Raw genomic sequence first — 24786 nt, 5'->3', positions numbered from 1 at the left:
CTGATCCGACGCGGCTGATCCGGCCAGCTGAGGGCCGCCGGTTCGAGGCGGCCTCAGCCGACGACCATGAGGACCCGGGCGTCATCGGCGACGATCCCGGGTCCGCGAGTGACCGCACTGTCCCCCGTCATTGCGGACGGCAGCACCAGCGCTTCCATCGCCGATGCCGTGCTGCCGCCCATGCTCACCCGCCCCGAGCGCACGACCACCGCGCGCGTATCCTCGGGCAGATCGGATGCACCGTGCAGGTCGGCGAAGACCAGCGCCGGCCTCGCCCGGGATGTCACCGTGGACAGGACGAGGATCCGGCTCAGCTCCGCGGCACGGAGCCGGGGCCGGCGCAGTTCCAGGAGCGGGCCCGTGTGCCGCAGCACCCGCTCCTTGCGGAGCCCGACCGGCGCGCCAGGACCGACGTCGACCTGCGGGCCGCCGATCCCGGCGAGCACGTGCGTCGCCTCGTCCACCAGATGCAGGATGCCCACCGGGCCCCGCAGCTCGACGAGCTGCAGGGCCCAGTGCAGCTCTCCATTCGGACCGCGCAGTCCGCAGATCTCGCGCACATGGCCGCCTCCTGCGGCGAGCCCGCGCCTCGGCAGGTTCCGCAACTGCAGGAGACCGGCCGTGGCGGAGCTCGCCGCGAGGAAGGCGGGGTTCACCGGCTCAGACCCGCGCGCCGATGAGGACATAGCCCTCTTCGCCGTGCACCACGGTGTCGAGCCCTGCGATCTCGTCCTCGTTCTTCACCCGGAATCCGAGGAGCTTCTCGATGACGAATCCGATCCCGAAGGCGAGTGCGAACGAGTAGACGAGCACTGCGCCTGCTGCGAGCGCCTGGGCCGCGAGCTGTGCGAAGCTGCCGCTGAAGATCAGGCCGGTGCCGTTGGCGAACACGCCCAGGTAGAGCGTTCCCAGGATGCCGCCGATGAGGTGGATGCCGACCACGTCGAGCGAGTCATCGAAGCCGAGCTTGAACTTCAGGTCGATCGCGAGCTGGCAGACCGCACCGGCGAGGAGGCCGAGCACGACCGCCCAGATCGGGGTGAGCGCGGCGCAGGCCGGGGTGATCGCGACGAGACCGGCGACAGCACCGGATGCGGCGCCGACCGAGGTGGGCTTGCCGTTGCGGATCTTCTCCATCACCAGCCAGCTGAGCAGAGCGGCCGCGGGAGCCGCGAGGGTGTTCACGAACGCGATCGCGGCGGTGCCGTCGGCGCCGAGCTCGGAACCGGCGTTGAACCCGAACCAGCCGAACCACAGCAGGCCGGCGCCGAGCAGCACGAACGGCGGGTTGTGCGGCACGTCGGCGCCCTTCTGGAAGCCGATGCGGCGGCCGAGCACGAGGGCGAGCGCGAGACCGGCGGCTCCGGCGTTGATGTGCACCGCGGTGCCGCCTGCGAAGTCGATCGCACCGACGCCGAGCCAGTCCTGAAGGCCCTTGGTGACCCAGCCGCCGTAGGCGAAGGTGCCGTCCTTGTTCAGGCCGAAGTTGAAGACCCAGCTCGCGACCGGGAAGTAGACGACCGTCGCCCAGATGCCGGCGAAGATCATCCAGGATCCGAACTTGGCACGGTCGGCGATGGCGCCGGAGACGAGGGCGACGGTGATGATCGCGAAGGTCGCCTGGAACGCGACGAACGCGAGCGGCGGGTACGCTGCGCCCTTCGGAACCTCGAGCAGGCTGTTCAGGCCGATCGCGGACCAGTCGATGGTCCACGGGGCGATCAGGCCCTTACCGCTGGGGAACGCGATCGCATAGCCGAAGACGACCCACAGCACGCCGATCAGACCGATCGCGCCGAAGCTCATCATCATCATGCTGATCACGCTCTTGGCCTTGACGAGGCCACCGTAGAAGAACGCCAGACCTGGCGTCATGAGCAGCACGAGGGCTGCACAGATCAAAACGAAGGCGGTGTTTCCCTGATCCATGGGTCCGCTCCTCTCTCAGTGAGAACGCTCCTGCAGCGTCGGGTGAGGTCAGACTGTCACCCGTGCGTTTCGCCTCGACGCGCGCTGTGTTTCCATTCCGTTTCGTCGAACGCACCCGACGTGAACAAGCTGTAACGCGGGGCCCGCCGCCTGGCAGGATGAGCCCATGCGTGCAGTGGTGTTCGATGCGGTCCGCTCCCAGCCGGAGGTGCGCTCGGTCCCCGAGCCGGACGTGCCCGATGACGGCGTCCTCGTCCGGGTGATGGCCACGGGGATGTGCCGCAGCGATTGGCACGCCTGGGCCGGGCACGACGACATCGCGTTCCCGCATGTGCCGGGGCACGAGCTCGCCGGGATCATTACCGAGGTGGGACCGCGGGTCACCCGCTGGCAGGTGGGCGATCGCGTGACCGTGCCGTTCGTGTGCGGCTGCGGGCGTTGTGAATGGTGCCTCTCCGGCAACGCGCAGGTCTGCCCCGACCAGCAGCAGCCCGGCTTCACGCACTGGGGATCCTTCGCCGAGGCCGTCGCCCTGCACGCAGCCGACGTGAACCTGGTCGCGCTGCCGGACGAGGTGGACTTCGCCACGGCGGCGAGTCTCGGCTGCCGCTTCGCCACCGCGTTCCGCGCGCTCGTCGGACGCGCGCAGGTGCGCGACGGCGAATGGGTCACGGTGATCGGAGCCGGCGGCGTCGGGCTCAGCGCCGTGATGATCGCCCGGGCGGCCGGTGCGCGCGTCATCGCCGTGGACCGCAACCCGGAGGCCCTCGCCGTGGCCGCCGAAGTCGGCGCCGAGCACACGCTCCTCGCGGACGGGACCGACATCCCGGCCGCCGTGGCCGCGCTGACCGGAGGCGGAAGCCACGTCTCCGTCGATGCCGTGGGCAGCGAGCAGACCCTCGCCGACGCGATCCTGGGGCTGCGCCGGCGCGGTCGGCACGTGCAGATCGGCCTCCTCCCGCCGATCGACGGGCATCCCCGTGTGCCGATGGACCGCGTGATCGGCTGGGAGCTCGACCTGCTCGGCAGCCACGGCATGGCGGCCGCCGACTACCCCGCGATGATGGCGCTGATCGCCGAAGGGCGCCTCGCCCCGCAGCGTCTCATCGAGCGCACCATCGGTCTCGAGGAGGCCGCGGCGCTGCTGCCGGGCTTCGACCGGGCCACCGTGGCGGGCATGACCATGGTGGATCCGCAGCGGATCGACTGATCGCCGCGTGCCGCCGAGACGCGGCTCACGTCGCTGTCGTCGTCGCGTCCAGTCCGGGCGATCGCGCCCCCTTCGGGAGGCCGAGCCGGCCGCGGGTCACGAGGATCAGCACGAGAGCCGTGACCGTGAAGCCGATCAGCACCGGCAGAAGCCCGTAGTCGTTGAAGATCGGCGCGGGGAAGAGCGGCGCGCCCACCTTGTTCGCGAAGGTGTTGAAGGAGGCGTGCATCAGCATTGTGATCAGCACGCTGCCCGCCGCGTGGTTGAAGACCCAGGTCATCATGATCGTCAGCGCCGTGATCATCACCACGAACATCACCATGTTCGTGAGCGTCGGCGGCGTCCACACCCCGCTCCAGAAGAGCGGGAAGTGCCAGAACGCCCACAGCAGGCCGAGGATGACACTCCCCGTCAGCGGACCGTAGCGGTCCTGCAGCCGCGGCAGGGCGAACCCTCGCCATCCAGGTTCCTCGCCCAGCGGGCCGCCGAGGAGGAACGTCATCAGGAATGCCAGCGGGTAGGCGGCGAGCAGCGGCCCGACGATCGGCTGGAACGACGACAGCGCCCCCGGCACGACGATCGTGCCCAGCACGATGATGATCGGCACCCCGACGAGCAGGAACAGGTACCAGACGATCCCGACTCGCCATTGCACGTACCGGTGGAGCAGGTGGGTGATTCCTGCCTTCCCCTCCAGCACGCCCGTCATGACGAAGGCACCGACCGTGGGTCCGAAGGTCGCGGCGACGACCGCGATCGCGATCACCGGTTTCGGCAGGGCCGGCAGCACGCCCTGCGCCGACAGCGCGACCGGCACCTCGATCAGCCACGAGACGAGGTAGGCGATCACGAAGTAGGAGGTGAGCGGATTCCGGGCGAGCAGCCCGCGGGGCGCCGCGTGGGATGACCGACCGAGGTTGCCGACGACTGCCATGATGCTGACCTTTCCGCCAGCGACGGGCCCGCGACGACGCGGGTCAGCCGTTCGCCATGCCTCAGTGTGGCACTCGGCGGGGCACGCCACCAGAGGCTCCGCCAGACCCGGATCAGTTCTCGAGCAGGTGCCGGATCGCGGACTCGGGAGTGACGGTCGTATCGAGCACCCGACCCCGGGCGTAGCGGCGGAACACCCGCGGATCGATGTAGCTCGCCCGCGCCACCGCAGCCGTGTTGCCGAGCGCCGCGGCGGCGGCCTCGACCGCATCCCGTTCCGCACGTCGGCGCTGAGCCGCGTCGTCCGCCGCTCCCGCAGCTGCCAGCGCACTCGCCGCCGCGATCGTGCCGCGGAGCGTCCGGAAGTCCTTCGCCGTGAAGGCCGTGCCGGTGAGGGCGCGCACGTGCTCGTTCACTTCCCGGGCCGTCACCGCGACCCGCCGCCGTCCGCGGCGATACGCGAGCAGAGGCGCGCTCGGGCGTGCGCCGTCCGAGAGGTCCGCGAGCACCGCCGAGAGCGCCGGATCCTCGACCTCGAGATGCATGCGACGCCCGCTCTTGGCGGGGAAGGCGAGCACGGTCGTGGCCCCGTCGATACGCACATCACGGCAGCGGAGCGTGGTGAGCCCGCGACTGCCGTGGCGTGCCAGATAGCGTTGCGAGCCGACGCGCGGCGCCACATCGTCCAGCAACCGGAAGGCGGCGGCCAGCACCCGCTCCCGATCCGCCTCGCCGCCCTGCGCGAGCGCGCGCGTCACCCTGGCGCGCGCGCCCGGCAGCGCGGCGGCGAGCGCCATCGCGCGGCGGAACTTCCTCCGGTCCCGGCGCTGCCGCCATCGCGGGTGGTACAGGTACTGCCGCCGCCCCGCCGCGTCGACGCCCACCGCCTGGATGTGGGCGCGTGGATCCTTCGCGATCCAGACGTCCTGCCACGCCGGCGGGATGGCGAGTGCGCGGATCCGTTCGAGATCGGCGTCCGACACCGCGTGCCCCCGCGCATCCGTGTAGCGGAACCCGGATCCGGACCGCCTCCGCCGATAGCCCGGGTCGCTGTCGGGACGCGCACGGACGAGGCCCGACCCCGCGGCACCGCGCGTCATCCGCCGGCTCCGTGGAACCGGGAACCGCCGTCGAGCCGCCCGGCCATCCGCGCCTCCTCTCGCACCGGCGGCACTCCGCCGCGGTCACGATGACTCTGCCGTGCCGTCGCTCGCCCGGGAAGGGACTGGCGGCCGATCTTCTCCGTCGGCTACGATCCTTCGGCGCCGCGTCGGGGGTCCGCACCGCATCCGGCGCCGATCCCGGCGGTGGCCGATGCTCAGTCCCGCAGCCGTGCGGCACGGGCCCGCAGGTAGTCGCGCTCGGGGACCGAGAGCGTCGCCCGGGCCGCGTCGAGGTACTCGGCGATCGCCTCCGGAGTGTGCCCCGCGCGTTCCAGCAGATGCGCGCGCACCGACGCGATGCGGCGGCGGTCGCCGCGCACCCTCGGATCCGCGATCCCATCGATCACCGCCAGACCCGATTCCGGGCCGTGCACCATCGCCTGGGCCACGGCGCGGTTGATCGTCGCGACCGGGTTGCCGGTCTCCCGCTCGAGCAGGCGGTACAGGGCCAGGATCTGCGGCCAGTCCGTGGTCGCGGTGCTCGGGGCGTCATCGTGCAGCGCCGCGATCGCGGCCTGGATCGCGTAGGGTCCGTGGCGGCCTGCGGCGAGCGCTGCGTCCAGGATCTCGGTGCCCTCCTCGATCCGGTCCCGGTCCCACCGCGTGCGATCCTGCTCGTCGAGCGGGATCAGCTCGCCGCGGGTGCCGGTGCGCGCGGACCGGCGGGCGTCGGTGAGCAGCATCAGCGCGAGCAGCCCCGCGACCTCGACGTCGTCCGGGCGTTCGCGGTGCAGCATCCGGGCCAGGCGGATCGCCTCGTCGCTGAGCCGGACGTCGTTGATCTCCGCGCCCTCGGTCGTGGTGTGCCCCTCGGTGAACATGACGTAGAGGACGGCGAGCACCGGATCCAGACGGTCCTCGGGGTCGGACGGCTCAGGGAAAACGGCCCCGGCGGCACGGATCTTCGCCTTCGCGCGGCTGATCCGCTGGGCGATCGTCGCCTCGGGCAGCAGGTGCGCACGCGCGATCTGCGCGGTCGACAGACCGCCGACGGCGCGCAGCGTCAGCGCCACCTGGGCGGGCATGCTCAGCGCGGGATGGCAGCACAGCCGCAGCACCTGCACGCTGTCGTCGGCGTCTGCGGTCGACGCGTCCTCGAGCGGTCGCCAGGCATCGACGTAGGCGTGCTCGCGCTCGCGACGCTGGTGCTCGCTGCGGATCCGGTCGATCATGCGGCGGCGCGCGACGGTGAGCAGCCAGCCTTTCGCGTCCTCGGGGGCGCCCTCGGATGGCCACTGCTGGTGCGCGGCGAGAAGCGCCTCCTGCACCGCGTCCTCGCAGAGGTCCAGCTGTGCGGCACCGTAGCGGCGCAGCAGCGCGGCGAGGACCTGCGGCGCGCTGCTGCGCCACAGGTCCTCGTATCCGCGATCGGTCACACGTCGGACCCGGCGGAGAACATCACGGGGCGGACCTCCAGGGCGAGACCGTCGATCGCCGCGTCCGGGATCTGCTGAGCGAGTTCGACCGCGCGCTCCTCGGACTCGACCTCGATCAGGTAGTACCCGCCCATGAACTCCTTGGTCTCGGCGAAGGGTCCATCGACCACTTCGGGAGCGCCCGCCGAGGCGCGCACCACCTTCGACTGGCTGGGGTCGGCGAGCGCGACGGTGCCGAGCATCTCGCCCGAAGCGGTGATGGAATCCATGAACGCCTGGTGGCCCTCCCCGATCGCCTGCATCTGCTCCGCCGTGAGCGCATCCAGCACGTCCTGACGCACCTGCATGAGGATCATGTACTTCATGGTCGTTCTCCTTCTGTTCGTCGGGCGACCCGATGTCCGCCTCGGTATGTGGTCGGAGTCGATGCGCGTTTCTCGACACATTCTGCGCGCCGATTCCGACAACCGCGCTCCGGCGCCCTCCGGCGGGCCGCGTGCCCCGGATGCGCGGGGCTTCTCGAGGCCCTGCTCGTGCCGCTCAGCCGCCGGCCGTCGTGCGCAGCGCCTGTTCGAGCGCGGTCCGCGCCGCTGCGTCGACGGTCGGCGCGGTGACGAGGAAGATGCGCCGCTCGAACACGGCGTCGGCGATCTCGACGGTCGCCACGGTGTCCAGATGCGCGGGCAGCGCCAGCTCCGGCACGAGGGCGGCGCCGAACCCGGCGGCGACGTAGGCCGCCACGACGGCGTAGTCGTCGCTGCGCATCGCGATCCGCGGGGTGAAGCCGGCCTGCTCGGCGGCTCGGGCCAGGGCGGCGTCGACCGGATCCGCCTCCGTCGCGCCCGCGATCCAGGCCTCGTCGCCGAGGTCCGCGAGAGCGACGCCGGTGCGGCCGGCGAGCGGGTGCGCCGGCGGGACGATGACGGCGAGGTGCTCCTGGCGGACCGGGATCATCCGGAACCCCGGCGGCAAGATGGTGGGCCGGCCCGGGGCGTCGTACACGATCGCGGCATCGAGGCGGAGCCCGACGACGTCCGCCATCAGCGGGTCGAGCTCGGCCTCGCTCACGTCCGGGTCGAAGCCGGCCTCCTGCAGTGCTCGCACGACCTGCGGCAGCAGCCTCGCTCCGGCGGAGGGGAACACGCCGATCGCGATGCGGCGGCGGTCTGACTCGACCAGCGCCCTGAGCTCGTCGACGGCGCGTTCGGAGCGGTCCAGGATCGCGATCGCGTGCGGCATCATCGCCTCTCCCACCGCCGTCAGCCGGGTGCCGCCGGATCCGCTCGTCACGACCGCGGCGCCGAGTACGCGCTCCAGGCCGCGGAGGTGGTGGGTCACGGTGGGCTGGCTCCACTGCAGGGCGTCCGCCGCACGCAGCACGGACCCGTGTTCGGCCACGGCCTCCAGCGCCTTGAGCTGCCTCAGATCGAGCATCCGCGCTCCATAGTGAGTATTGAGGAATGAAGATATGTCGTCATTCCTCATCGTATCCCTCGCCGTCAGAATCGATCCGTGACGACATCCACGCCCTACGCCGACGCCATCCGCCGATTCGCCGCACGCGACCTGCAGCGCCTCAACGTCCCCGGGCACAGCGCCGACCCCACCGCCGCACCGTTGCTGGCGGAATTCTTCGGCGAGGACGTACTGCGCTACGACGTGGAGCCATTGCTGGACGGCATCGACAAGGGAGCCGTGAACCCGCTCGCCCAGGCGCGCGAGGCCGCCGCCCGGGCGTGGGGCGCGCGGCGCACCTGGTTCCTCACCAACGGCGCCTCCGAGGCCAACCGGATGGCGGCGCTCGCACTGGCCGCGTTCCGCACCCCGGACGAGATCGTCGTCGCGCAGCGCAGCGCGCACTCCAGCTTCTTCGACGGCATCATCCTCGGCGGCCTCGACCCCCGCTTCGTGCAGCCGACGATCGATGAGCACCATGGCATCAATCACGGCGTGACGCCCGCCGCGATGCGCGAGGCGCTCACGGGCGTGGACGCGAAGGCCGCCTACATCATCAGTCCGAGTTACTTCGGCGCGGTCGCCGACGTCGAGGGCATCGCCGAGGTCTGCCACGAGGCCGGCGTGCCGCTGGTCGTGGACGCCGCGTGGGCCGCGCACTTCGGCTTCCACCCCGACCTTCCCGCGAACCCGATCGCGCTCGGCGCCGACCTCGTCGTCTCGTCGACGCACAAGATGGGCGGCAGCCTCACTCAGTCGGCCATGCTCCATCTCGCGGACGGCCCCTACGCCGCGGAGCTCGAGCCTCTGATCGACCGCGCCTTCATGTTCACGCAGTCCACGAGCGCCAGCTCGCTGCTGCTCGCCTCCCTCGACCTCGCCCGGGCGACGCTCGAGGACGGCCACGACCGCATCACCGCGTCGCTCACCGCCGCCGCCGAACTGCGCGACGCCGTGCGTGCGACGGGACGCTTCCCGATCGTGAGCGACGGTTTCGGCGACTTCCCCGACATCGTCGACCACGATCCGCTGCGGGTGTCGATCGATGTGGGCGCGGCCGGCCTGGACGGCCACGCCGTGCGCGAGGAGCTCCTGCGCACCACGGGGATCATGACGGAGATCTCGACCGGATCCTGCATCGTCGCGTTCGTCGGCCCCGGCACGACGCCCGACGCCGCCCCGTTCGTGGCGGCGCTCGAGGCGCTGCAGCCGGTCGGCGACCTCGCCGCCCGCGGGGAGCTCGGCTCGATCGCGTTGCCCAAGACCGGCCCCGCCGTGATGCGCCCGCGGGATGCCGCCTTCGCGCACACCGAGATCGTCCCGGCGGCGGACGCCGTGGGCCGGGTCTCCGCCGACGCGCTGGCCGCCTATCCGCCCGGGATCCCCAACGTCCTGCCCGGCGAGATCCTCACCGCCGAGACGATCGCATTCCTGCGCGGGATCGCGGCGATGCCCGGCGGCTACGTCCGCGGCGCCGCCGACGCCCTCGTCGACGGGGTGCGCGTCGTGGTCGAGGCAGGCACGCCGGAGGACTCGGCTCGACCGCGGGCCGCGCGGGCCGGCACGCACCTCAGCACCGGCATGCGACGCACAGCGAAGCCCTCGTCCAGGAGAGAACTGGCCGCCACGTCCTGAACCGGTTCCGGCTCAGGACGCTGGATCCGCAGCGCGGGCTCTCGCCACGACGATGCCGCGCTGCGAAGTCCAGAAGCGCTGCAGCATCGCACGCAGCTCGGCAGCGTCGACGTCGGCGCCGAAGGCCTCGGCGCCGGGCTCCAGCATGATGCCGGCGGCCAGGCCACCCGCGACCACGGGGTCGAACCCGAGGTCGTCGACCAACCGGGCCACCATCGCCACATCCGCCGGGTCGTCTCCGGCGATGGCGATCGCCTTGCGACCAGGCGCGCCCGCCGGGCGGACTTCATCCTCGAGGTCCTGGTAGCCCATGTGGTTGAACGCCTTCACGACCCGGGATCCGGTCAGGAAGCGCTGCACGATCTCGCTCGTGGAGGTACGCGGATCGTCCAGATCGCCACGGAGCCCGTCGCCCCACCAGTAGTTCATGGCGTCGATCACGAGCTTGCCCCGCAGCTGCTCGACCGGCAGCGCCGTGTGCCGGGCAAGCGGCAGGGCGAGCAACACGGCGTCAGCGCTGCGGGCGAGCTCTGCGACGTCGACCGCCGTCGCGCCGAGCGCCCGCACCGCGCGCGCGATCGGGGCCGGATCCGACGATCCCGCCACCAGCACGCGGTACCCGGCGGACGCAGCGAGCCTGGCGAGCACGCCGCCGACCCGGCCGGCACCGATGATGCCCAGCGTCTCGATCCGGGGTTCCGTGTCCGTCACGCCTCTCCTATGCCGAGGGAAGCCGCCCGAGGCGTCGGACTGCGCTCACGCCGCCGTCCACGCCGGCGGGGCGAAGACGCAGTCGCCGGTCTCGTCCCACTGTGAGACCTCCGCCTGCAGGTACGGCTGGATCCGCGGCGCGATCGTCGCGTTCATCGCACGCAGCGCCGGCGCGAAGCCATCGCCCGGCCAATCCTGCGGCAGCAACTCACCGGGCAGCCGGGGGTCGTCCATACGCAGGACGATGACCCTGGCGTACATGCGATGCCAGATGTCGAGCAGCTCCCAGGGGTCGCGTTCGGCGGTGCCGCTGACGACGAGATCGTGGCTCTGCGTCACTTCGGAAATCGCCGCCCGATAGCGGTCCGCTATCCCGTCGAGATCCCAGGCCTTGGCCGTCATCCGCACAGCCTCCTGCTCGCTGCCGGGCACGAGGCGGATGTACGAGTACCAGCTGTCCTCGGGCGCGCGACCGACGCCCTCCGCGATCGGCTGCCAGCGGTCCTCCGGATGGATCAGGACGCCGGGGCGAAGCAACCCGAAGCCCGCGTGCTCCGCCAGCCGGCGAAAGCGATCACGGAACTCGGGATGCACCCCGGCGATGTCGAAGACCACCCCGTGGAAAGCCCCGGACCAGTGCGGCACCGGCGTCGTGCCCTCCAGCTCCCGGTACCTGACGAGCGCCGCGGGCGACAGACGGTGCGCGACGACCGGCCCCTCGCCACCGCGGTCATCGATCAGCCAGCCCAGGCGCTGCATCCGTGAGATGGTGGCGCGCGCGTCGGAGTCGGTGAGTCCGAGACTCTTCAGCACTTCGATGAGCACGGGATCCGGGATCACGGCGGCGGAGAGAGCACCGAAGACGAAGCCGACGGTGGTCGAATGGGGCGCATGACGGGTGCGGGCGTCCGCTTCGCGTAGGTGCATGGCTCATCCCAACGCTCGAGAGGATCGTGTCCCCGAGGATGCCACGAATCACCCGAAAGGGCCACCGGCCGATCCGGAGGTGGGCCGGGTCAGCGGCGCAGCGCGGCGGGGCGCGGCAGCCCGAGGTCCTCGACGAGGTCACCGAGGGCGCGGTCGAGCTCGGCGCCGGCCTGCGTGATCTTGTTGACGCCGAAGCCGGCGAGCCGGGAACTGGGCACCTCGAAGCTCAACGTGGTTCCCGGCGCCGTCGAGGTGTGCGCCTCGATGCGCAGCGGGGCGTAGAGCATCGTGCCGGGGTCGTGCCGGAACAGCCGCGCAGTGATGCCGTGGTGCGCGATCAGCCACACCACGCTGCGCGCCCCGCTGCCGGCGTGCTCCATGAGCGCGTCGGGACGCGAGGTCCAGACCCGGACGAACCCGCTGGGCGCCTCCCACTGCAGCCCCCGCCCGAACCCCGCCCAGTCGCCGCCGCGCACCTCGGCCAGCGCCTGCTCCTCCGGCAGCGCGGGGACCGCGGCCTCGAACGCCCCGACCAGGGCATCGAACTGCGCGTTCGTCTCGAGCCGGATCCGCCGTCCCGCATGTTCGAAGACGGTCTCGTCCGCGTCATAGCTCACGAGACCATCCTCGTGCCTGTTGAGGCTCCCCGCCTCCGACATGCGGCCACTCGGCGCGGGCCTCACGCCAGCCGCAGCTCCTCCGGCTCCAGGACGAGGTCGATCAGGGCGCCGTGGCGCAAGACCGTCATCTCCATGCGCCGCCCGATCGCCGCCTCGACCATGACGCGCTGCAGCCCGGTCGGATCGAACACCGGCGTGCCGTCGATCGAGAGCACGATGTCTCCCGGGCGGGCTCCGGCGAGCGCGGCCGGGCTGCCCGGCACCGTCGACATGACCTGCATCCCGGTCGCGGAGCCGACCTTCGCGGCGGCCTCCGGGGTGAGCGGGGTCTTCGCTCCGGCCACGCCGAGCCAGGCGCGGCGCACCCGGCCGACCGTGGCGAGGGTGTCGATGATCTCGAGCGTGGTGGCGTTGATCGGCACGGCGAGGCCGAGCCCGACGCCCGCGACGGCGGTGTTCACGCCGATGAGCCTGCCGGCACTGTCGGCCAGCGCGCCCCCGCTGTTGCCCGGGTTCAGCGCCGCGTCCGTCTGGATCACCTCGTCGATCACGCGGCCCGACGCGGTCGGCAGCGAGCGGCCGAGCGCCGACACGATGCCCGCGGTGACGCTGCCCGCGAGCCCTCGGGGGTTGCCGAGGGCGACGACGAGCTGCCCCACGCGCAGCCGTGCGGCGTCGCCGAGCGGAACCGGATCCGGCGTCCGCCCGCGGGCGCGCAGCACCGCCAGATCGCTCAGCACGTCGGATCCGACCACCGCGGCCTCGATCGAGGTGCCGTCGCCGAACGCGAGACCCACCTCGCGTGCCCCCGCGACCACGTGCGCGCTCGTGAGCAGAAGCCCCTCGCGGATCACCGTGGCGCTGCCCGCGCCCGCGCCGCCGGCCGTGCGCACGCTGACCGCCGCGACCGCGGGGAGCACGGTCTCGGCGACGCGCACCACGATGGTCGAATACGCGTCCAGCGCTTCACCGTCGTCCATGACCAGCAGTCTCCGCCCGCGCCGGACCCCGTCGGCCGTCGTTCGCCGAGGGCTGACGGCGACCGAGGCGATTCCGTCCCCGGGCGGGCCCGCGATGCTGCTCGGCCGCGCCGCAGGATGAGGCTCAGTCGTCGAGTTCGATCTCGATGAAGCCTCCGACGATGCGCGTGCGGAAAGTCCGCAGCAGCAGAGCCGGATCCGAATAGCACTCCCCCGTGCCGAGGTCGTAGATCTCCTTGTGCAGGGGCGACGCGAGGGTGGGACGATCGCCCCTGGATCCGACGATCCCGCGCGCCATCACCGGCGCGCCGTCTGCGGCGGGATCGTTGTGCTCGACCGCGTAGACCTCGCGCGGCGAGAGCAGGAACACGGCGATCTGCCTCATCCGGATGAGGACGGCCTCGCCCCAGGACGGCTCGAGGTCGTCGACGCGGCATGCGCGCTCCCACACGGTGCGCACCGGGGCGGTGCGCGAGGAGACGACACGGGACCTGGTCTGCGTGATGGTGGTCATGCCACGACGGTAGGTCGCGCGTGTTTCAGCTGCGGTCGCGGCATGTGTCGGCCGTGTGAAAGTCCCCTCACAACCCTCCGCTCGTCGTGTGCGGGCGCTGTCATGTTACGGATACATTGCCGAAACGGTCGGGAAATCGCGCGCTCGTACGCTCGGGAACCACCGAACCGGAGGGGGCACGCATGACGTCCCGCAACACGCTCATCGTCGGAGGCGGCCCCGCCGCCCACCGGCTCGTGGAGGCCCTGCTGTCGCGCTTCGCCGATGAGCCGGCCGCCGCGCACCGCATCACCGTCGTCGCGGAAGAGCCGTATCTTCCGTACGACCGGGTGCAGCTGAGCAAGCGGCTCGCGGACGGATCCGTCGATCTCACGCTGGATCCGGCGTCGTGCTGGGAGCACGCCGCGGTCTCCCTGCGGGTCGGCGAACGGGCGCAGGCGATCGACCGCGCCGCGAAGACCGTGACAACGTCGACCGGCGACGTGCTCGGCTACGACGATCTCGTGCTGGCGACTGGATCCTCCGCCCCTGTGCCCGAGATCCCCGGTGCTCCGGCCGCCCGCGTGTACCGCACGATCGACGACGTGGACGCCCTCGTCGCCGAGGTCGCGGCACTCCGCGACGAGCTGGGCCGTTCTCCGCGCGTCGCCGTGGCCGGAGGCGGTCTTCTCGGACTGGAAGCTGCAGGAGGCGTCGCCGCACTCGGTGCCGACGCCGTGATCATCCACTCCGGCGGGTGGCTGATGTCGGCCCAGCTCGACGAGGGCGCGGGCCAGGCCCTGGGGCGGCTGATCGCGGCCCGCGGGGTCGACCTGCACCTCGGCACCCGGCCGCAGAAGATCGTGCTCGGCGCTGGCGGCCGCCCCGTCGAGGTGCTCTGCACCGACGGCCGCAGCGTTCCGGCCGACATCGTCGTGTTCGCCATCGGCATCCGAGCGCGCGACGAACTCGCCACGGCGGCGGGGATCGAGACCGCGCCGCGCGGCGGCGTGATCGTGGACGAGGCCTGCCGCAGCGCTGATCCGTCGATCTGGGCCATCGGCGAGGTCGCCGCGATCGACGGCCGCACGATCGGCCTGGTCGCGCCGGCCAACGCCATGGCCGAGACTGTCGCCGACCAGCTGCTCGGCGGCGATGCGGCTTTCACCACGATCGACGACGCCACCAAGCTCAAGCTGTCGGGCGTCGACGTGGCGAGCTTCGGCGACGCGTTCGCCCGCGATCCCGGCGCCCTCGAGATCGTGTACGCGGATCCCGCGCGCGGGCTGTACCAGAAGCTCGTCGTGAGCGACGACGCCCGCACGCTGCTCGGCGGCGTCTTCGTCGGCGACGCCACGCCCTACCTCGGTCTGCGACCGCTGCTCGGTCGCACCCTCGACGCCGAGCCGGCCGCGTACCTCTCCGCCGCCGGTGCCGAGCCGCCCACGAGCGGCGCGCTGCCAGACGACGCGCTGGTGTGCTCCTGCAACAACGTCGCCGCGGGGACGGTGCGCGCCGCGGTCGGCGACGGTTGCCACGACCTCGGAGAGCTGAAGACCTGCACCCGCGCGGGCACGCAGTGCGGATCCTGCGTGCCGCTGGTGAAGAAGCTGCTCGAAGCGGAGCTCACCGCCGCCGGCGCCACGGTCTCGCACGCATTGTGCGAGCACTTCGACCTGTCCCGGCAGGAGCTGTTCGAGTCCGTCCGTGTTCTGGGGCTGACGAGCTGGGACGAGACGATCACCCGCCTCGGTCGCGGGCGCGGCTGCGACATCTGCAAGCCCGCGGTCGGATCGATCCTCGCCACCCAGCACGGCCAGTATCTGCTTGACGGCGGTCGCGGCCCGCTGCAGGACACGAACGACCGCGCCCTCGCCAACATGCAGAAGGACGGCACGTACTCGGTCGTGCCGCGCATCCCCGGCGGCGAGATCACCCCCGAGAAACTCGGCGTGATCGCCCGCGTCGCGCAGGACTTCGGCCTGTACACGAAGATCACCGGCGGACAGCGGATCGACCTCTTCGGCGCACGGCTGGACCAGCTGCCGGACATCTGGCGCCGGCTGGTGGACGCCGGCTTCGAGTCGGGGCAGGCGTACGGCAAGGCGCTGCGGAATGTGAAGAGCTGTGTCGGATCCACCTGGTGCCGGTACGGCGTGCAGGACTCGGTGGGGATGGCGATCGCCCTGGAGCTGCGCTACCGCGGCCTGCGCAGCCCGCACAAGCTCAAGTTCGGCGTCTCCGGCTGTGCCCGCGAATGCGCCGAGGCGCGCGGCAAGGACGTGGGCGTGATCGCGACCGATCTGGGCTGGAACCTGTACGTCGGCGGCAACGGCGGATTCCAGCCCGCCCATGCGCAGCTGCTCGCGTCGGACCTGGACGATGAGACGCTGGTGCGCTACATCGACCGATACCTCATGTACTACATCCGCACCGCCGACCGGCTGCAGCGCACGGCGCGCTGGATGGAGGATCTGGACGGAGGCCTCGACCACGTCCGCGACGTGGTGGTGAACGACTCGCTGGGCCTCGCCGCCGAGCTGGAGGCCGCGGTCGCCCTGCACGTCGACACCTACGCGGACGAATGGGCGGCTACCCTCGACGACCCCGAGCGGCTGCGCCGGTTCCGCTCCTTCGTGAACGAGCCGGGCGTCGCGGATCCGTCCATCGCACGCGTCGCCGAGCGCGGGCAGCTCCGCCCCGCGACCGCCGAGGAGCGCGCGGCCGGCATCGTGCCGATCGCCGGCACGAGCATCCCCCTGCGCGCCGACACAGTGCCCGCCGAGGAGCTGTCGTGACGGCCGCTGTCGGATCGGTCACTCTCGTCGGCGGCGGCCCGGGCGACCCGGACCTGCTCACGGTCGGCGCAGTCCGTGCGCTGCGGGACGCCGACGTGGTGCTGTACGACCGGCTCGCGCCTTACGCGCTGCTTGCGGAGTTGGCGCCGCAGGCGGAACTGGTCGATGTCGGGAAGCGCCCCGGCCATCATGCGATCCCGCAGGAGGAGATCGAACGCCTCCTGCTCGACCACGCGCTCGCGGGTGCCAAGGTCGTGCGTTTCAAGGGCGGGGATCCGTTCGTGTTCGGCCGCGGCGGCGAGGAGGCGGCCGCCTGCCGCGCGGCCGGCGTGCCGGTGCGCGTCATCCCCGGGGTGACGAGCGCGATCGCGGTGCCCGCGTCCGCCGGCATTCCGGTCACGCATCGCGGGGTCGCCCGGCTGTTCACCGTGATCTCCGGGCACGCACCGCTCACAGAGTCGGAGGCCGAGCATCTTGCCGGCCTCGGCGGTACCATCGTCGTGCTCATGGGTGTCTCGAATCTGCCGTCGATCAGTGCCGGGCTGGTGCGCCACGGCATGGATCCCGGCACCCCCGTCGCGATCATCGAGCGCGGTTTCACCGCCGGCCAGCGCACGACCGTCTCGGACCTCGCGGGCATCCGCGACGCTGCGGAGGATGCGGGGGTCCGCTCCCCCGCCGTGATCGTCGTGGGCGACGTCGTCCGACTCGCCGGACACGATGATCGGGAGGCCGTCGCGCTGCTCAGTGACGCCGTCGCACTCGCGGGGGACGCCCCATGACGCCCTTCGAGCGCATCGATCCGGTGACCGGGTTCGGTCCGGATCAGCTCGCCGGCTTCCGGATCGGCGTGACCAGCGATCGCCGCTCCGCCGATCTCATCGACGCGTTCGAGCGCCGCGGCGCGTTCGTGCTGCACGCCCCGACGGTGCGGATGCGGCACGCGGACGACGACGGGCCGGTCATCGCCGACACCCGCGACATCCTCGCCGCACGCCCCGATCTCCTGCTCGCCACGACCAGCTACGGCATGCGGCGCTGGTTCGAGGTCGCCGATGCGGCGGGGCTCGGCGCCGCGCTGCAGGACGCGCTGTCCGCGGCGACGATCCTGGTGCGCGGTCCGAAGGCGCGGGGCGCGGTGCGCGCCGCGGGGCTCGACGACGAGGGCATGAGCGACGAGGAGACGACGGCGTCTCTCGTGGACAGAGTCGTCGCCGAGTTCGGAGCGGGGACCACGGTCGCCGTGCAGTTGCACGGTCAGACCGATCATGCGCAGCTCGCACGGCTCGCGCAGGCGGGGATGCGCGTACTCACGGTCGCGCCGTACACCTGGTCGAACGTCGAAGACGAGGACGAGCGGACCACCCGCCTCGTCGACGCCGTCGCGGCCCGGCAGCTGGACTGCGTCACCTTCACGAGCGCCCCCGCGGTGGACGGCCTGTTCATCGCGGCCCTGGCCCGCGGTCGCCACGACGAGGTCGTCGACGCGCTGCGGCAGGACGTGGTGGCCGCGAGCGTGGGCCCGGTGACCTCCGCGCCTCTGATCGCCGCGGGCATCCCGGTGCTGCAGCCGGATCGCTTCCGGATGGGCGCACTCATCCGGCTGGTCTGCGAGCACCTCGAGGACCGGGCGACGCTGCGCGTGCGCACCCGGCATGGCGAGGTGCAGCTGCGCGGCAGCGTCGCCGTCGTCGACGGCACACCTGTGCGGCTCACCCCCACCTCCGTGACGCTGTTCCGCGCCCTGGTCGCCGCCGAGGGCGCCGTGGTGTCGCGCAGGGCGCTCGCCGGAACGATGGACGGCGACGAGCACACCATGGAGGTCTCGCTCAGCCGACTGCGGCAGAGCCTCGCGACACCCGGGCTCGTCGCCACGGTCGTGAAGCGCGGATACCGCCTCGACGTCTGAGCAGTTCCGCAGTCGCTGAGCACCCCCTCCGGGGTCGTTGAGCGAGGACGGCGGAGCCGACCGAGACGAAACGGGGCACGCTCGCGGATCACCGCGTTTCGTCTCGCTGCGCTCGCTCAACGACCCCGGATCGCGCGCCGACCCTATGCCGCCGGCACCGCCGCCAGTAGCGCGGTGATCCGCCCCTTGCAGCCGCCGCATCCCGTACCCGCGCGCGTGCACCGGCCGACCTCCTCGACGGTGCCGCACCCGTCCGCCACCGCCTCCGCGATGCGGCCCGCTGTCACGCCGTTGCACCAGCAGACGGTGGCCTCCGGCCCGAGCGGGTCGTCGGTCGCCCTGGCCGCGCCGGCATCGGCCGCGTCCAGCCGCAGCAGCGCGGCCGGATCCGCGACGAGACCCGCTCCCCGCTCGTAGCGCAGGGTGAGCTCGGCCCCGGCCTGCGGCAGGCCGACCGAGACGAAACCGACGAGCACGCCGTCGCGGACGACGGTCTTCAGATATGCGCCCCGCGCGGCGTCGATCCAGATGCTGACCTCGGTGTCGGCGTCCCACGGCTCCGCCGCGTACGCCCCGCCCGATACGACGTCGATCCCGATCGCCTTGAGCATGAGCACGGTCGGGCGCGCGTGCCGCACGACGCTCGCCTCCTCGCCCGCTCCGACCCCGGCCGCCTCGGCACGCAGCCGGCTCGCGACGGCTGCGGCCTGCCGCCATCCGGGCCCGATCAGGCCGCTCGGCGCTCCCGGCACGTGGCCCGTGGCGTCGGCCTCGCCGGGATCCGCGATCTGCGCGCAGTCGCCGATCGCGAACACCTCTGGATCCGTCCAGCTGCGCAGATCCGCGTCGACCAGCACGCCCGTCGAACAGGCAAGGCCGGCGGCGAGCGCGAGCTCGACCCGTGGAGCGACACCGCAGGACAGCACGAGAAGATGCCCGCGCAGATAGGTGCCGTCGGCGCACACGATGCCGTCGAACACCGGCCCCGCCGGGGTGTCCCTGAGCTCGACGGTCTCGGCGCGCGCATGCGCCGCCATCCGCAGGCCTGCCGTGCGGGCGGCACGCGCGAGCATCCGCCCGCCGGTCTCGTCGAGGTTGCGCGCCATGGGGGCCGTGCCGTGGTGCACCACAGTGACCCGCGCCCCGTGCTCGGCGGCGAGCAGTGCGAACTCCATGCCGAGCACGCCGGCGCCGAGCACGACGACCGCTCCACCCCCGGCGACCACCGGCGCGACCGCCTCGGCGTCGGCCACGTCGCGCAGCGCGAGCACGCCCGCGGGCAGCGCCCGGCGTCCGCCGTCCCGGCCGGGCACCGGCGCAGCGCCGCGCTCGTGCCCGGTGTGCTCCAGGCCGGCCAGGGTCGGCACGTTGGCACGCGCGCCCGTGGCGAGCACGAGCCGGTCCCAGGCGAGCTCGTCGCCCGCCGAAGTCCGCACCCGGCGTGCAGCACGGTCGATGGCGATCGCGGTCTCGTCGAGCCTGATCCGCACCCCGGCCGTGCGCGCCGCCGCGGTGTCCGCGATTTCGAGGCGCTCCCGTGAGGTGGCGCCCACCGCGTACTCGGCCAGCAGCACGCGGTTGTACGCGTCCTCGGCCTCCGCACCCAGCACGGTGAGCGACACCCGCCCCGCCGTCACCGCGGGCAGCAGCTCCTCGACGAAGCGGGCGCCGACCGGTCCGTAGCCGATCAGCACGATCCGCATCGGGCCGCTCATGCCGGCACCTGTTCGGCGTTCACGGATGCGACTCCGTTCTCCCCGACCGCGGGGGTGACGACGACCATCGTGCGCTTGAACTCCGGCATGCCCGAGATCGGATCCGTGACCGCGGCGGTCAGCCGGTTCGCGCATTCCGCATCCGCGAAGTGGAACGGCAGGAACACCGTGTCGAGCCGGATCCGCTCGGTCAGCAGAGCGTCCGCCATGACGCGTCCTCGGCGATTTCGGACCACGATCGGATCCCCGCCCGTGATTCCGAGCCGGGCGGCCGTCGCGGGGTGCAGCTCGGCGCGGGCGCGCGGGTGGGCATCGCTCAGCTCGGCGATCCGCCGGGTCTGTGCCCCGGACTGATAGTGCTCGAGCAGGCGCCCGGTGATGAGGGTGAGCAGCGCGGAGCGGGGCCGCTCGCCTGCCGCCCCGCCGTCGAGCGGCTCCTCGTCGGGCGCCTCCGGATCGCGCTCCTGCGGCTGCACCGGCACGAGCCGCGCCCGGCCGTCCGGGTGGGCGAACCGCTCGGCGAACAGCCGCGGCGTGCCGTCCGAGCCGGCGGGATACGGCCAGTGCGCGGCGACGCCTGCGGCGAGCTGTGCGTCGAGGAGCGCGTGGCTGAGCCCCGAGTAGTCCGCGATCCCGCCGGCGGAGGCGCGGGCGAGCTCCGCGAACACGATCGCCGGATCCGTCGGCCACTCCGACGGAGCCTCCAGCCGGGCGGCGAGATCGGCGAGGATCTCCAGCTCGCTGCGCACCCCGGGCGGAGGGGTCAGGGCGCGACGACGGCGGATGACCCGTCCCTCGAGCGTCGTGAGGGTGCCTTCCTCCTCGGCCCACTGCGTCACCGGGAGGACGACATCGGCGAGCGCGGCGGTCTCCGAGAGCACGAAGTCGCACACGACGAGCAGGTCGAGCGCACGGAGACCCGCGGCGATCGCTCCCGCGTCGGGGGCGGAGATCATCGGGTTCGCGCCGTGCACGAGCAGGGCGCGCACGCCGCCGGGTTCGCCGAGCATCCCCAGCAGCTGCACGGCCGGAACGCCCGGCCCGGGCAGACTGTCCGGATCCACGCCCCAGACCGCGGCCACAGCCGCCCGGTCCGCAGGATCGGCAATCTTGCGGTACCCCGGCAGCTGGTCGCTCTTCTGCCCGTGCTCGCGGCCGCCCTGGCCGTTGCCCTGGCCGGTGAGTGTGCCGTATCCCGAGTCCGATCGGCCGGGCAGCCCGAGCACGAGCGCGAGGTTGATCGCCGCGGTCGCCGTGTCGGTGCCGTCGACGTGCTGCTCGACGCCCCGCCCGGTGAGGATGTACGTGCCGCGGCCGCGTGCGAGCCGGTGTGCGGTCGCGCGCAGCACCGCGACCGGGATCCCCGTCATCGCCTGCACCCGCTCGGGCCACCATCGTGCGACGCTGCGGCGCAGCGCGTCGAGACCGGTCGTGCGCTGCTCCAGATAGGCGCGGTCGGCGAGCCCGTCCGCCAGCACGAGGTGGATGAGGCCGAGCAACAGCACGAGGTCGGTGCCGGGCGCGGGCTGCAGGTGCGAGCCCGCACCGTCCGCGGTGAGCTCGGCGGTCTGCGAGCGGCGCGGATCCACGACGATCAGGCCACCGGCGGCGCGGGCGCCCGCGAGGTGCGAGAGCAGGGGTGGCATGGTCGCGGCGACGTTCGAGCCGAGCAGCAGGATCGTGTCGGCGTCGTCGAGGTCGGAGACGGGAAAGGGAAGGCCGCGGTCGATCCCGAAGGCCCGGTTGCCCGCCGCCGCGGCGGACGACATGCAGAACCGGCCGTTGTAGTCGATGCGCGAGGTGCCCAGCGCCACCCGGGCGAACTTGCCGAGCAGGTACGCCTTCTCGTTCGTGAGCCCGCCGCCCCCGAACACTGCCACTGCGTCGGGTCCGTCAGCCGCGCGGATCGCGCGCAACGACGACGCGATCCGCGCCAGCGCCTCGTCCCAACTCGCCGGGCGCAGAACACCGGCATCGCGGATCAGCGGTGTGGTGAGCCGCTCTGGGGACGCGAGCAGGGCGGCTGAGGTCCACCCCTTCTTGCACAGCCCGCCTCGGTTGGTCGGGAACGTGCGCCCCTCCACCCGCACCGGGGCCGGACCGGCCGGATCCTGCGTGAGGGTCATGGCGCACTGCAGCGCGCAGTACGGGCAGTGCGTGTCCGCCGCGGCAGAAGAGGCGGGAGCCGTCGGGGGCGGGGATCCGGTTGCCATCGCGGCCGACTCAGATCCGCGCCCCGCGGCGGCGTCCGCGCAGCAGCACGGCGGTCGTGATCCCGCACAGCACGACGTAGGCGACTACGAACCAGCCGAGGCCGGCCGCGTATCCTCCGGTCGCCGCCTTGGACAGCCCGAGCGCCTGCGGGACGAGGAAGCCGCCGTAGGCGCCGATCGCGGAGACGATCCCCAGCGCAGCGGCCGCGGCGCGCTGAGTGGCGACGTCGCCCGATGAGGAGTGCCCGTCAGCCCCGGACCGCAGCGCGAACAGCGTCGGGATCATCCGGTACGTCGCGCCGTTGCCCGCGCCGCTCGCGACGAACAGCAGCAGGAAGAAGCCGAGGAACAGCCAGAAGGAGTGCAGCGGCAGCGTGAGCACCACGGCGAGGGCGCCGAGCGCCATGACTGCGAAGGCGGCGATCGTCACGGCGCTGCCGCCGAACCGGTCGGCCAGCCGTCCGCCGAAGGGGCGTGCGAGCGACCCGACCAGCGCCCCGACGAACGCGAGCGACAGCATCGCGCCTCCGACGGGGAAGGCGGTGAACGCCGGGAACTGGTCGGCGATGAGCTTGGGGAAGACGGCGGAGAATCCGATGAACGATCCGAACGTGCCGATGTACAGCAGCGCCATGAGCCACAGTTCGGGATAGCGCAGCGCGGCCAGAGACGCCGAGATGTCGGCACGGGCGCTCGTGAGGTTGTCCATCCGGCGCCAGGCGCCGAAGGCCGCGATCAGGATGAGCGGCACCCAGATGAGACCCGCGAGCGGCAGATGCAGGGTCGCGCCGGCTCCCAGTGTGATCACGATCGGCACGACGAACTGGGCGACGGCGGCACCGAGGTTCCCGCCGGCGGCGTTGAGCCCGAGGGCCCAGCCCTTCTGCCGCTGCGGGTAGAAGGAGGTGATGTTCGCCATCGAGCTCGCGAAGTTGCCTCCGCCGAGGCCGGCGAGCGCGGCGATCGTGAGAATCACGGGGAACGGGGTGTCGGGGTTCGACACGCACAGCGCGAGTCCGAGCGAGGGGATCAGCAGGAGCAGCGCCGACACCACCGTCCAGTTGCGCCCGCCGAAGCGCGGCACCATGAACGTGTAGGGGAAGCGCAGCGTCGCCCCCACCAGGCTCGGGATCGAGATCAGCCAGAACGTCTCCGAGACCGTGAAGTGGAACCCGGCGGCCGGCAGCGCCACCACCACGATCGACCACAGCTGCCAGACGACGAAACCGAGGAACTCCGCGAAGATCGACCAGCGCAGGTTTCGCCGGGCGATCGCAGAGCCCGCGGTGCGCCACTGCTCGCGGTCCTCCGCGTTCCACCCGGAGATCCATCGCCCCGGCAGGAAGCCGAGCGCGGAACCCGTGGCGGGGCTCTCCGCGATGTGCGTGGGCGTGGTGTTCGTGGCGATGCCGGTCATGCGGACCTCCCAGGAGTGCGTGTGCGATCACGCTAGGAAGTCCGTGTTTCCGGCTGTCGTGTGCGCCGTAACGTCTGCGTGTCGAACTCCTCTCCGCAGCAACCAGGCTCTGTGAGATGTCGCGATGTGCTCCCGGTGCCGCCCAGACACAGCATCCGGCGGAGCACCGGAACCGGCCGACGACGAACTCGAGGACGAGGCGACAGAAAAGTCAGGTGGATGATCCAACGACCGGTGGCACCCCGCAGATCCCTCAGCACCGAACAAGAAGGCGACGCTCGCGGAAGGATACGAGACGACGCCGACAGGCGCAAGGGCTTGTCGTTCCTTTGGGAGGCGGGCGTAGTTTCTGTACCGGGCTGAGGTTGGAGCGGTCGCTTCAGCTCATCGATCACGGGCAAAGACCGTGGTCCGGGAGGCCTCCACTCGCATCCCCTCCCCCCGCGAGTGGGGGCCTCCCGGTCCGCCGTGATGACGCTGGAGCTCGCGCTCGTCTCGCGCGGGCGACGACGTTCAGCGACGTTTCGCTGTCATCGCACCGACGATGAATCCGATGACGGCCGCGCCTGCGGCGACGAGCAGAACAGTGCGCGTCGGATGGTGCTTCACGTGGTCGACCGCATCACCGCCGATCCCCGCCACGAAGTCCGCGGCCTGTCTGGCTCCCGCGATGACCTCCTCACGTCGGGCGTCAATCGCATCCGTGACCGCACCTGCCACCGCGCCCACCGCATGCGACGCCGTGTCGGATGCCTTGGAGATCACATCCGACGCCGCGCCCGCAGCCTTGTCCACGCGTTCCTCTACGGCACCGGCAGCCGCGTCGCTGATCCTGCGCACGCGATCCTCCGGCTCGCTCCCTGTCTCGGCCATGCTCATCTCCCGACCTTCTTGGCTTGCTTCACGGCAGCCTGTGCGACCGCTTCTGCGCGTTTGAGGGCCTTCTTGCGCGCCTTCTTCACCTTCGGGTCGTTCCATACGGCATCGATGCTCGCTCGGATGTCTCGGTACCGGCCCCGACCCGCCTTCGCACCATAGAAGTAGGCCACCATCGCGAAAACCCCGATGCCGAGCCAGAAGAAGTACTTTCGCATTTTGCTCTCTCTTCCCTCACCACGTCCGCAGTCCCGTCGATCTCCGCACAGAGTGCGTGGTCGCCGGGCATGCCTGCACGATCACGCTGCATCGGCCAGAAAGCCAGATCATTGACAGATGCCGCTCGCGCTCGCTATAGGCCACGAATACTCCGTGGCGATCATGCGACGTCGCCTCGCCCGCGGTTCACGGGTTTGCTCCGAGAAT

The 24786-nt window shown here is 72.0% G+C and carries 22 protein-coding genes; 5 read left to right on the top strand and 17 right to left on the bottom strand.

Features of this window, described 5'->3' with window-relative positions; all coding sequences use genetic code 11:
- Positions 1-53: 53 nt before the first annotated feature.
- Positions 54-686: a hypothetical protein gene (locus AC1DCT_RS13920; RefSeq protein WP_440734804.1), complete on the bottom strand. Its 633-nt coding sequence runs from the start codon at positions 684-686 to the stop codon at positions 54-56.
- A complete protein-coding gene (locus AC1DCT_RS13915; RefSeq protein WP_440734803.1) occupies positions 661-1929 on the bottom strand; it encodes an ammonium transporter in 1269 nt (422 codons plus the stop codon). Before AC1DCT_RS13915 ends, AC1DCT_RS13920 begins: the two co-directional genes overlap by 26 nt.
- A gap of 166 nt (positions 1930-2095) precedes the next feature.
- On the opposite strand from AC1DCT_RS13915, the gene AC1DCT_RS13910 reads away from it, so the two are divergent.
- Positions 2096-3139, top strand: a complete 1044-nt coding sequence (locus AC1DCT_RS13910) for a zinc-dependent alcohol dehydrogenase family protein (RefSeq protein WP_477429881.1) — start codon at positions 2096-2098, stop codon at positions 3137-3139.
- 25 nt (positions 3140-3164) lie between these two features.
- Here the strand turns inward: AC1DCT_RS13910 and AC1DCT_RS13905 are convergent, their stop codons facing one another.
- From AC1DCT_RS13905 to AC1DCT_RS13885, 5 genes are all read right to left on the bottom strand, one after another.
- Positions 3165-4073 (bottom strand): CPBP family glutamic-type intramembrane protease, encoded by a 909-nt coding sequence (locus tag AC1DCT_RS13905; RefSeq protein ID WP_477429879.1) that lies wholly within the window; start codon positions 4071-4073, stop codon positions 3165-3167.
- Between the two features lie 112 nt (positions 4074-4185).
- Positions 4186-5172, bottom strand: coding sequence for a DNA topoisomerase IB (locus AC1DCT_RS13900; RefSeq protein WP_477429877.1), 987 nt, complete (start codon positions 5170-5172; stop codon positions 4186-4188).
- Between the two features lie 218 nt (positions 5173-5390).
- Complete coding sequence (locus tag AC1DCT_RS13895) at positions 5391-6611, bottom strand: RNA polymerase sigma factor (RefSeq protein ID WP_477429875.1); 1221 nt, start codon at positions 6609-6611, stop codon at positions 5391-5393.
- Positions 6608-6976 carry a YciI family protein gene (locus AC1DCT_RS13890; protein ID WP_440734798.1) on the bottom strand — a complete coding sequence of 123 codons (369 nt, stop codon included), beginning with the start codon at positions 6974-6976 and terminating at the stop codon, positions 6608-6610. The genes AC1DCT_RS13895 and AC1DCT_RS13890 overlap by 4 nt, the downstream gene beginning before the upstream one ends.
- A gap of 175 nt (positions 6977-7151) precedes the next feature.
- Positions 7152-8045 (bottom strand): LysR family transcriptional regulator, encoded by an 894-nt coding sequence (locus tag AC1DCT_RS13885; RefSeq protein WP_477429873.1) that lies wholly within the window; start codon positions 8043-8045, stop codon positions 7152-7154.
- Between the two features lie 78 nt (positions 8046-8123).
- On the opposite strand from AC1DCT_RS13885, the gene AC1DCT_RS13880 reads away from it, so the two are divergent.
- Complete coding sequence (locus tag AC1DCT_RS13880; protein ID WP_477429871.1) at positions 8124-9701, top strand: aminotransferase class I/II-fold pyridoxal phosphate-dependent enzyme; 1578 nt, start codon at positions 8124-8126, stop codon at positions 9699-9701.
- Positions 9702-9713: 12 nt separating this feature from the next.
- Here the strand turns inward: AC1DCT_RS13880 and AC1DCT_RS13875 are convergent, their stop codons facing one another.
- The 5 genes from AC1DCT_RS13875 to nirD all read right to left on the bottom strand — a co-directional run bounded on the left by AC1DCT_RS13875 (position 9714) and on the right by nirD (position 13453).
- Entirely contained in the window at positions 9714-10412 is a 699-nt protein-coding gene (locus tag AC1DCT_RS13875) for an NADPH-dependent F420 reductase (protein ID WP_477429869.1), read from the bottom strand.
- Between the two features lie 45 nt (positions 10413-10457).
- Positions 10458-11339: a PaaX family transcriptional regulator C-terminal domain-containing protein gene (locus AC1DCT_RS13870; protein WP_477429867.1), complete on the bottom strand. Its 882-nt coding sequence runs from the start codon at positions 11337-11339 to the stop codon at positions 10458-10460.
- An 89-nt stretch (positions 11340-11428) separates the two neighbouring features.
- Positions 11429-11956 (bottom strand): hypothetical protein, encoded by a 528-nt coding sequence (locus AC1DCT_RS13865; protein ID WP_477429865.1) that lies wholly within the window; start codon positions 11954-11956, stop codon positions 11429-11431.
- A 62-nt stretch (positions 11957-12018) separates the two neighbouring features.
- Positions 12019-12939, bottom strand: a complete 921-nt coding sequence (locus AC1DCT_RS13860) for a S1C family serine protease (protein ID WP_477429864.1) — start codon at positions 12937-12939, stop codon at positions 12019-12021.
- A gap of 124 nt (positions 12940-13063) precedes the next feature.
- Complete coding sequence (gene nirD / locus AC1DCT_RS13855; RefSeq protein WP_477429862.1) at positions 13064-13453, bottom strand: nitrite reductase small subunit NirD; 390 nt, start codon at positions 13451-13453, stop codon at positions 13064-13066.
- A 182-nt stretch (positions 13454-13635) separates the two neighbouring features.
- Between nirD and nirB the strand changes: the two genes are divergently transcribed.
- The 3 genes from nirB to AC1DCT_RS13840 are packed head-to-tail and all read left to right on the top strand — an operon-like array spanning position 13636 to position 18139.
- Complete coding sequence (gene nirB / locus AC1DCT_RS13850; RefSeq protein WP_441975563.1) at positions 13636-16230, top strand: nitrite reductase large subunit NirB; 2595 nt, start codon at positions 13636-13638, stop codon at positions 16228-16230.
- Complete coding sequence (gene cobA / locus AC1DCT_RS13845; RefSeq protein WP_441975562.1) at positions 16227-17012, top strand: uroporphyrinogen-III C-methyltransferase; 786 nt, start codon at positions 16227-16229, stop codon at positions 17010-17012. Before nirB ends, cobA begins: the two co-directional genes overlap by 4 nt.
- Entirely contained in the window at positions 17009-18139 is a 1131-nt protein-coding gene (locus tag AC1DCT_RS13840; RefSeq protein WP_477429860.1) for a uroporphyrinogen-III synthase, read from the top strand. The genes cobA and AC1DCT_RS13840 overlap by 4 nt, the downstream gene beginning before the upstream one ends.
- Before the next feature lie 143 nt (positions 18140-18282).
- On the opposite strand, the gene AC1DCT_RS13835 is transcribed toward AC1DCT_RS13840, so the two are convergent.
- The 5 genes from AC1DCT_RS13835 to AC1DCT_RS13815 form a co-directional block, all read right to left on the bottom strand.
- Positions 18283-19854, bottom strand: coding sequence for an FAD-dependent oxidoreductase (locus AC1DCT_RS13835; protein ID WP_441975560.1), 1572 nt, complete (start codon positions 19852-19854; stop codon positions 18283-18285).
- The gene (locus AC1DCT_RS13830; RefSeq protein ID WP_441975559.1) at positions 19851-22067 is read right to left on the bottom strand and encodes a molybdopterin oxidoreductase family protein; all 2217 of its coding nucleotides are present in this window, start codon (positions 22065-22067) and stop codon (positions 19851-19853) included. The genes AC1DCT_RS13835 and AC1DCT_RS13830 overlap by 4 nt, the downstream gene beginning before the upstream one ends.
- Before the next feature lie 10 nt (positions 22068-22077).
- Complete coding sequence (locus AC1DCT_RS13825) at positions 22078-23484, bottom strand: MFS transporter (RefSeq protein ID WP_477429858.1); 1407 nt, start codon at positions 23482-23484, stop codon at positions 22078-22080.
- A 513-nt stretch (positions 23485-23997) separates the two neighbouring features.
- A complete protein-coding gene (locus AC1DCT_RS13820) occupies positions 23998-24363 on the bottom strand; it encodes a hypothetical protein (RefSeq protein WP_477429856.1) in 366 nt (121 codons plus the stop codon).
- Positions 24360-24578, bottom strand: coding sequence for a hypothetical protein (locus AC1DCT_RS13815; protein ID WP_441975555.1), 219 nt, complete (start codon positions 24576-24578; stop codon positions 24360-24362). Before AC1DCT_RS13815 ends, AC1DCT_RS13820 begins: the two co-directional genes overlap by 4 nt.
- Positions 24579-24786: the final 208 nt, after the last annotated feature.

The organism is Microbacterium sp. 10L49, from assembly GCF_056395125.1.
Note: the sequence above shows the minus strand (reverse complement) of the source record. Positions and strands in the feature narration are given on the sequence as shown.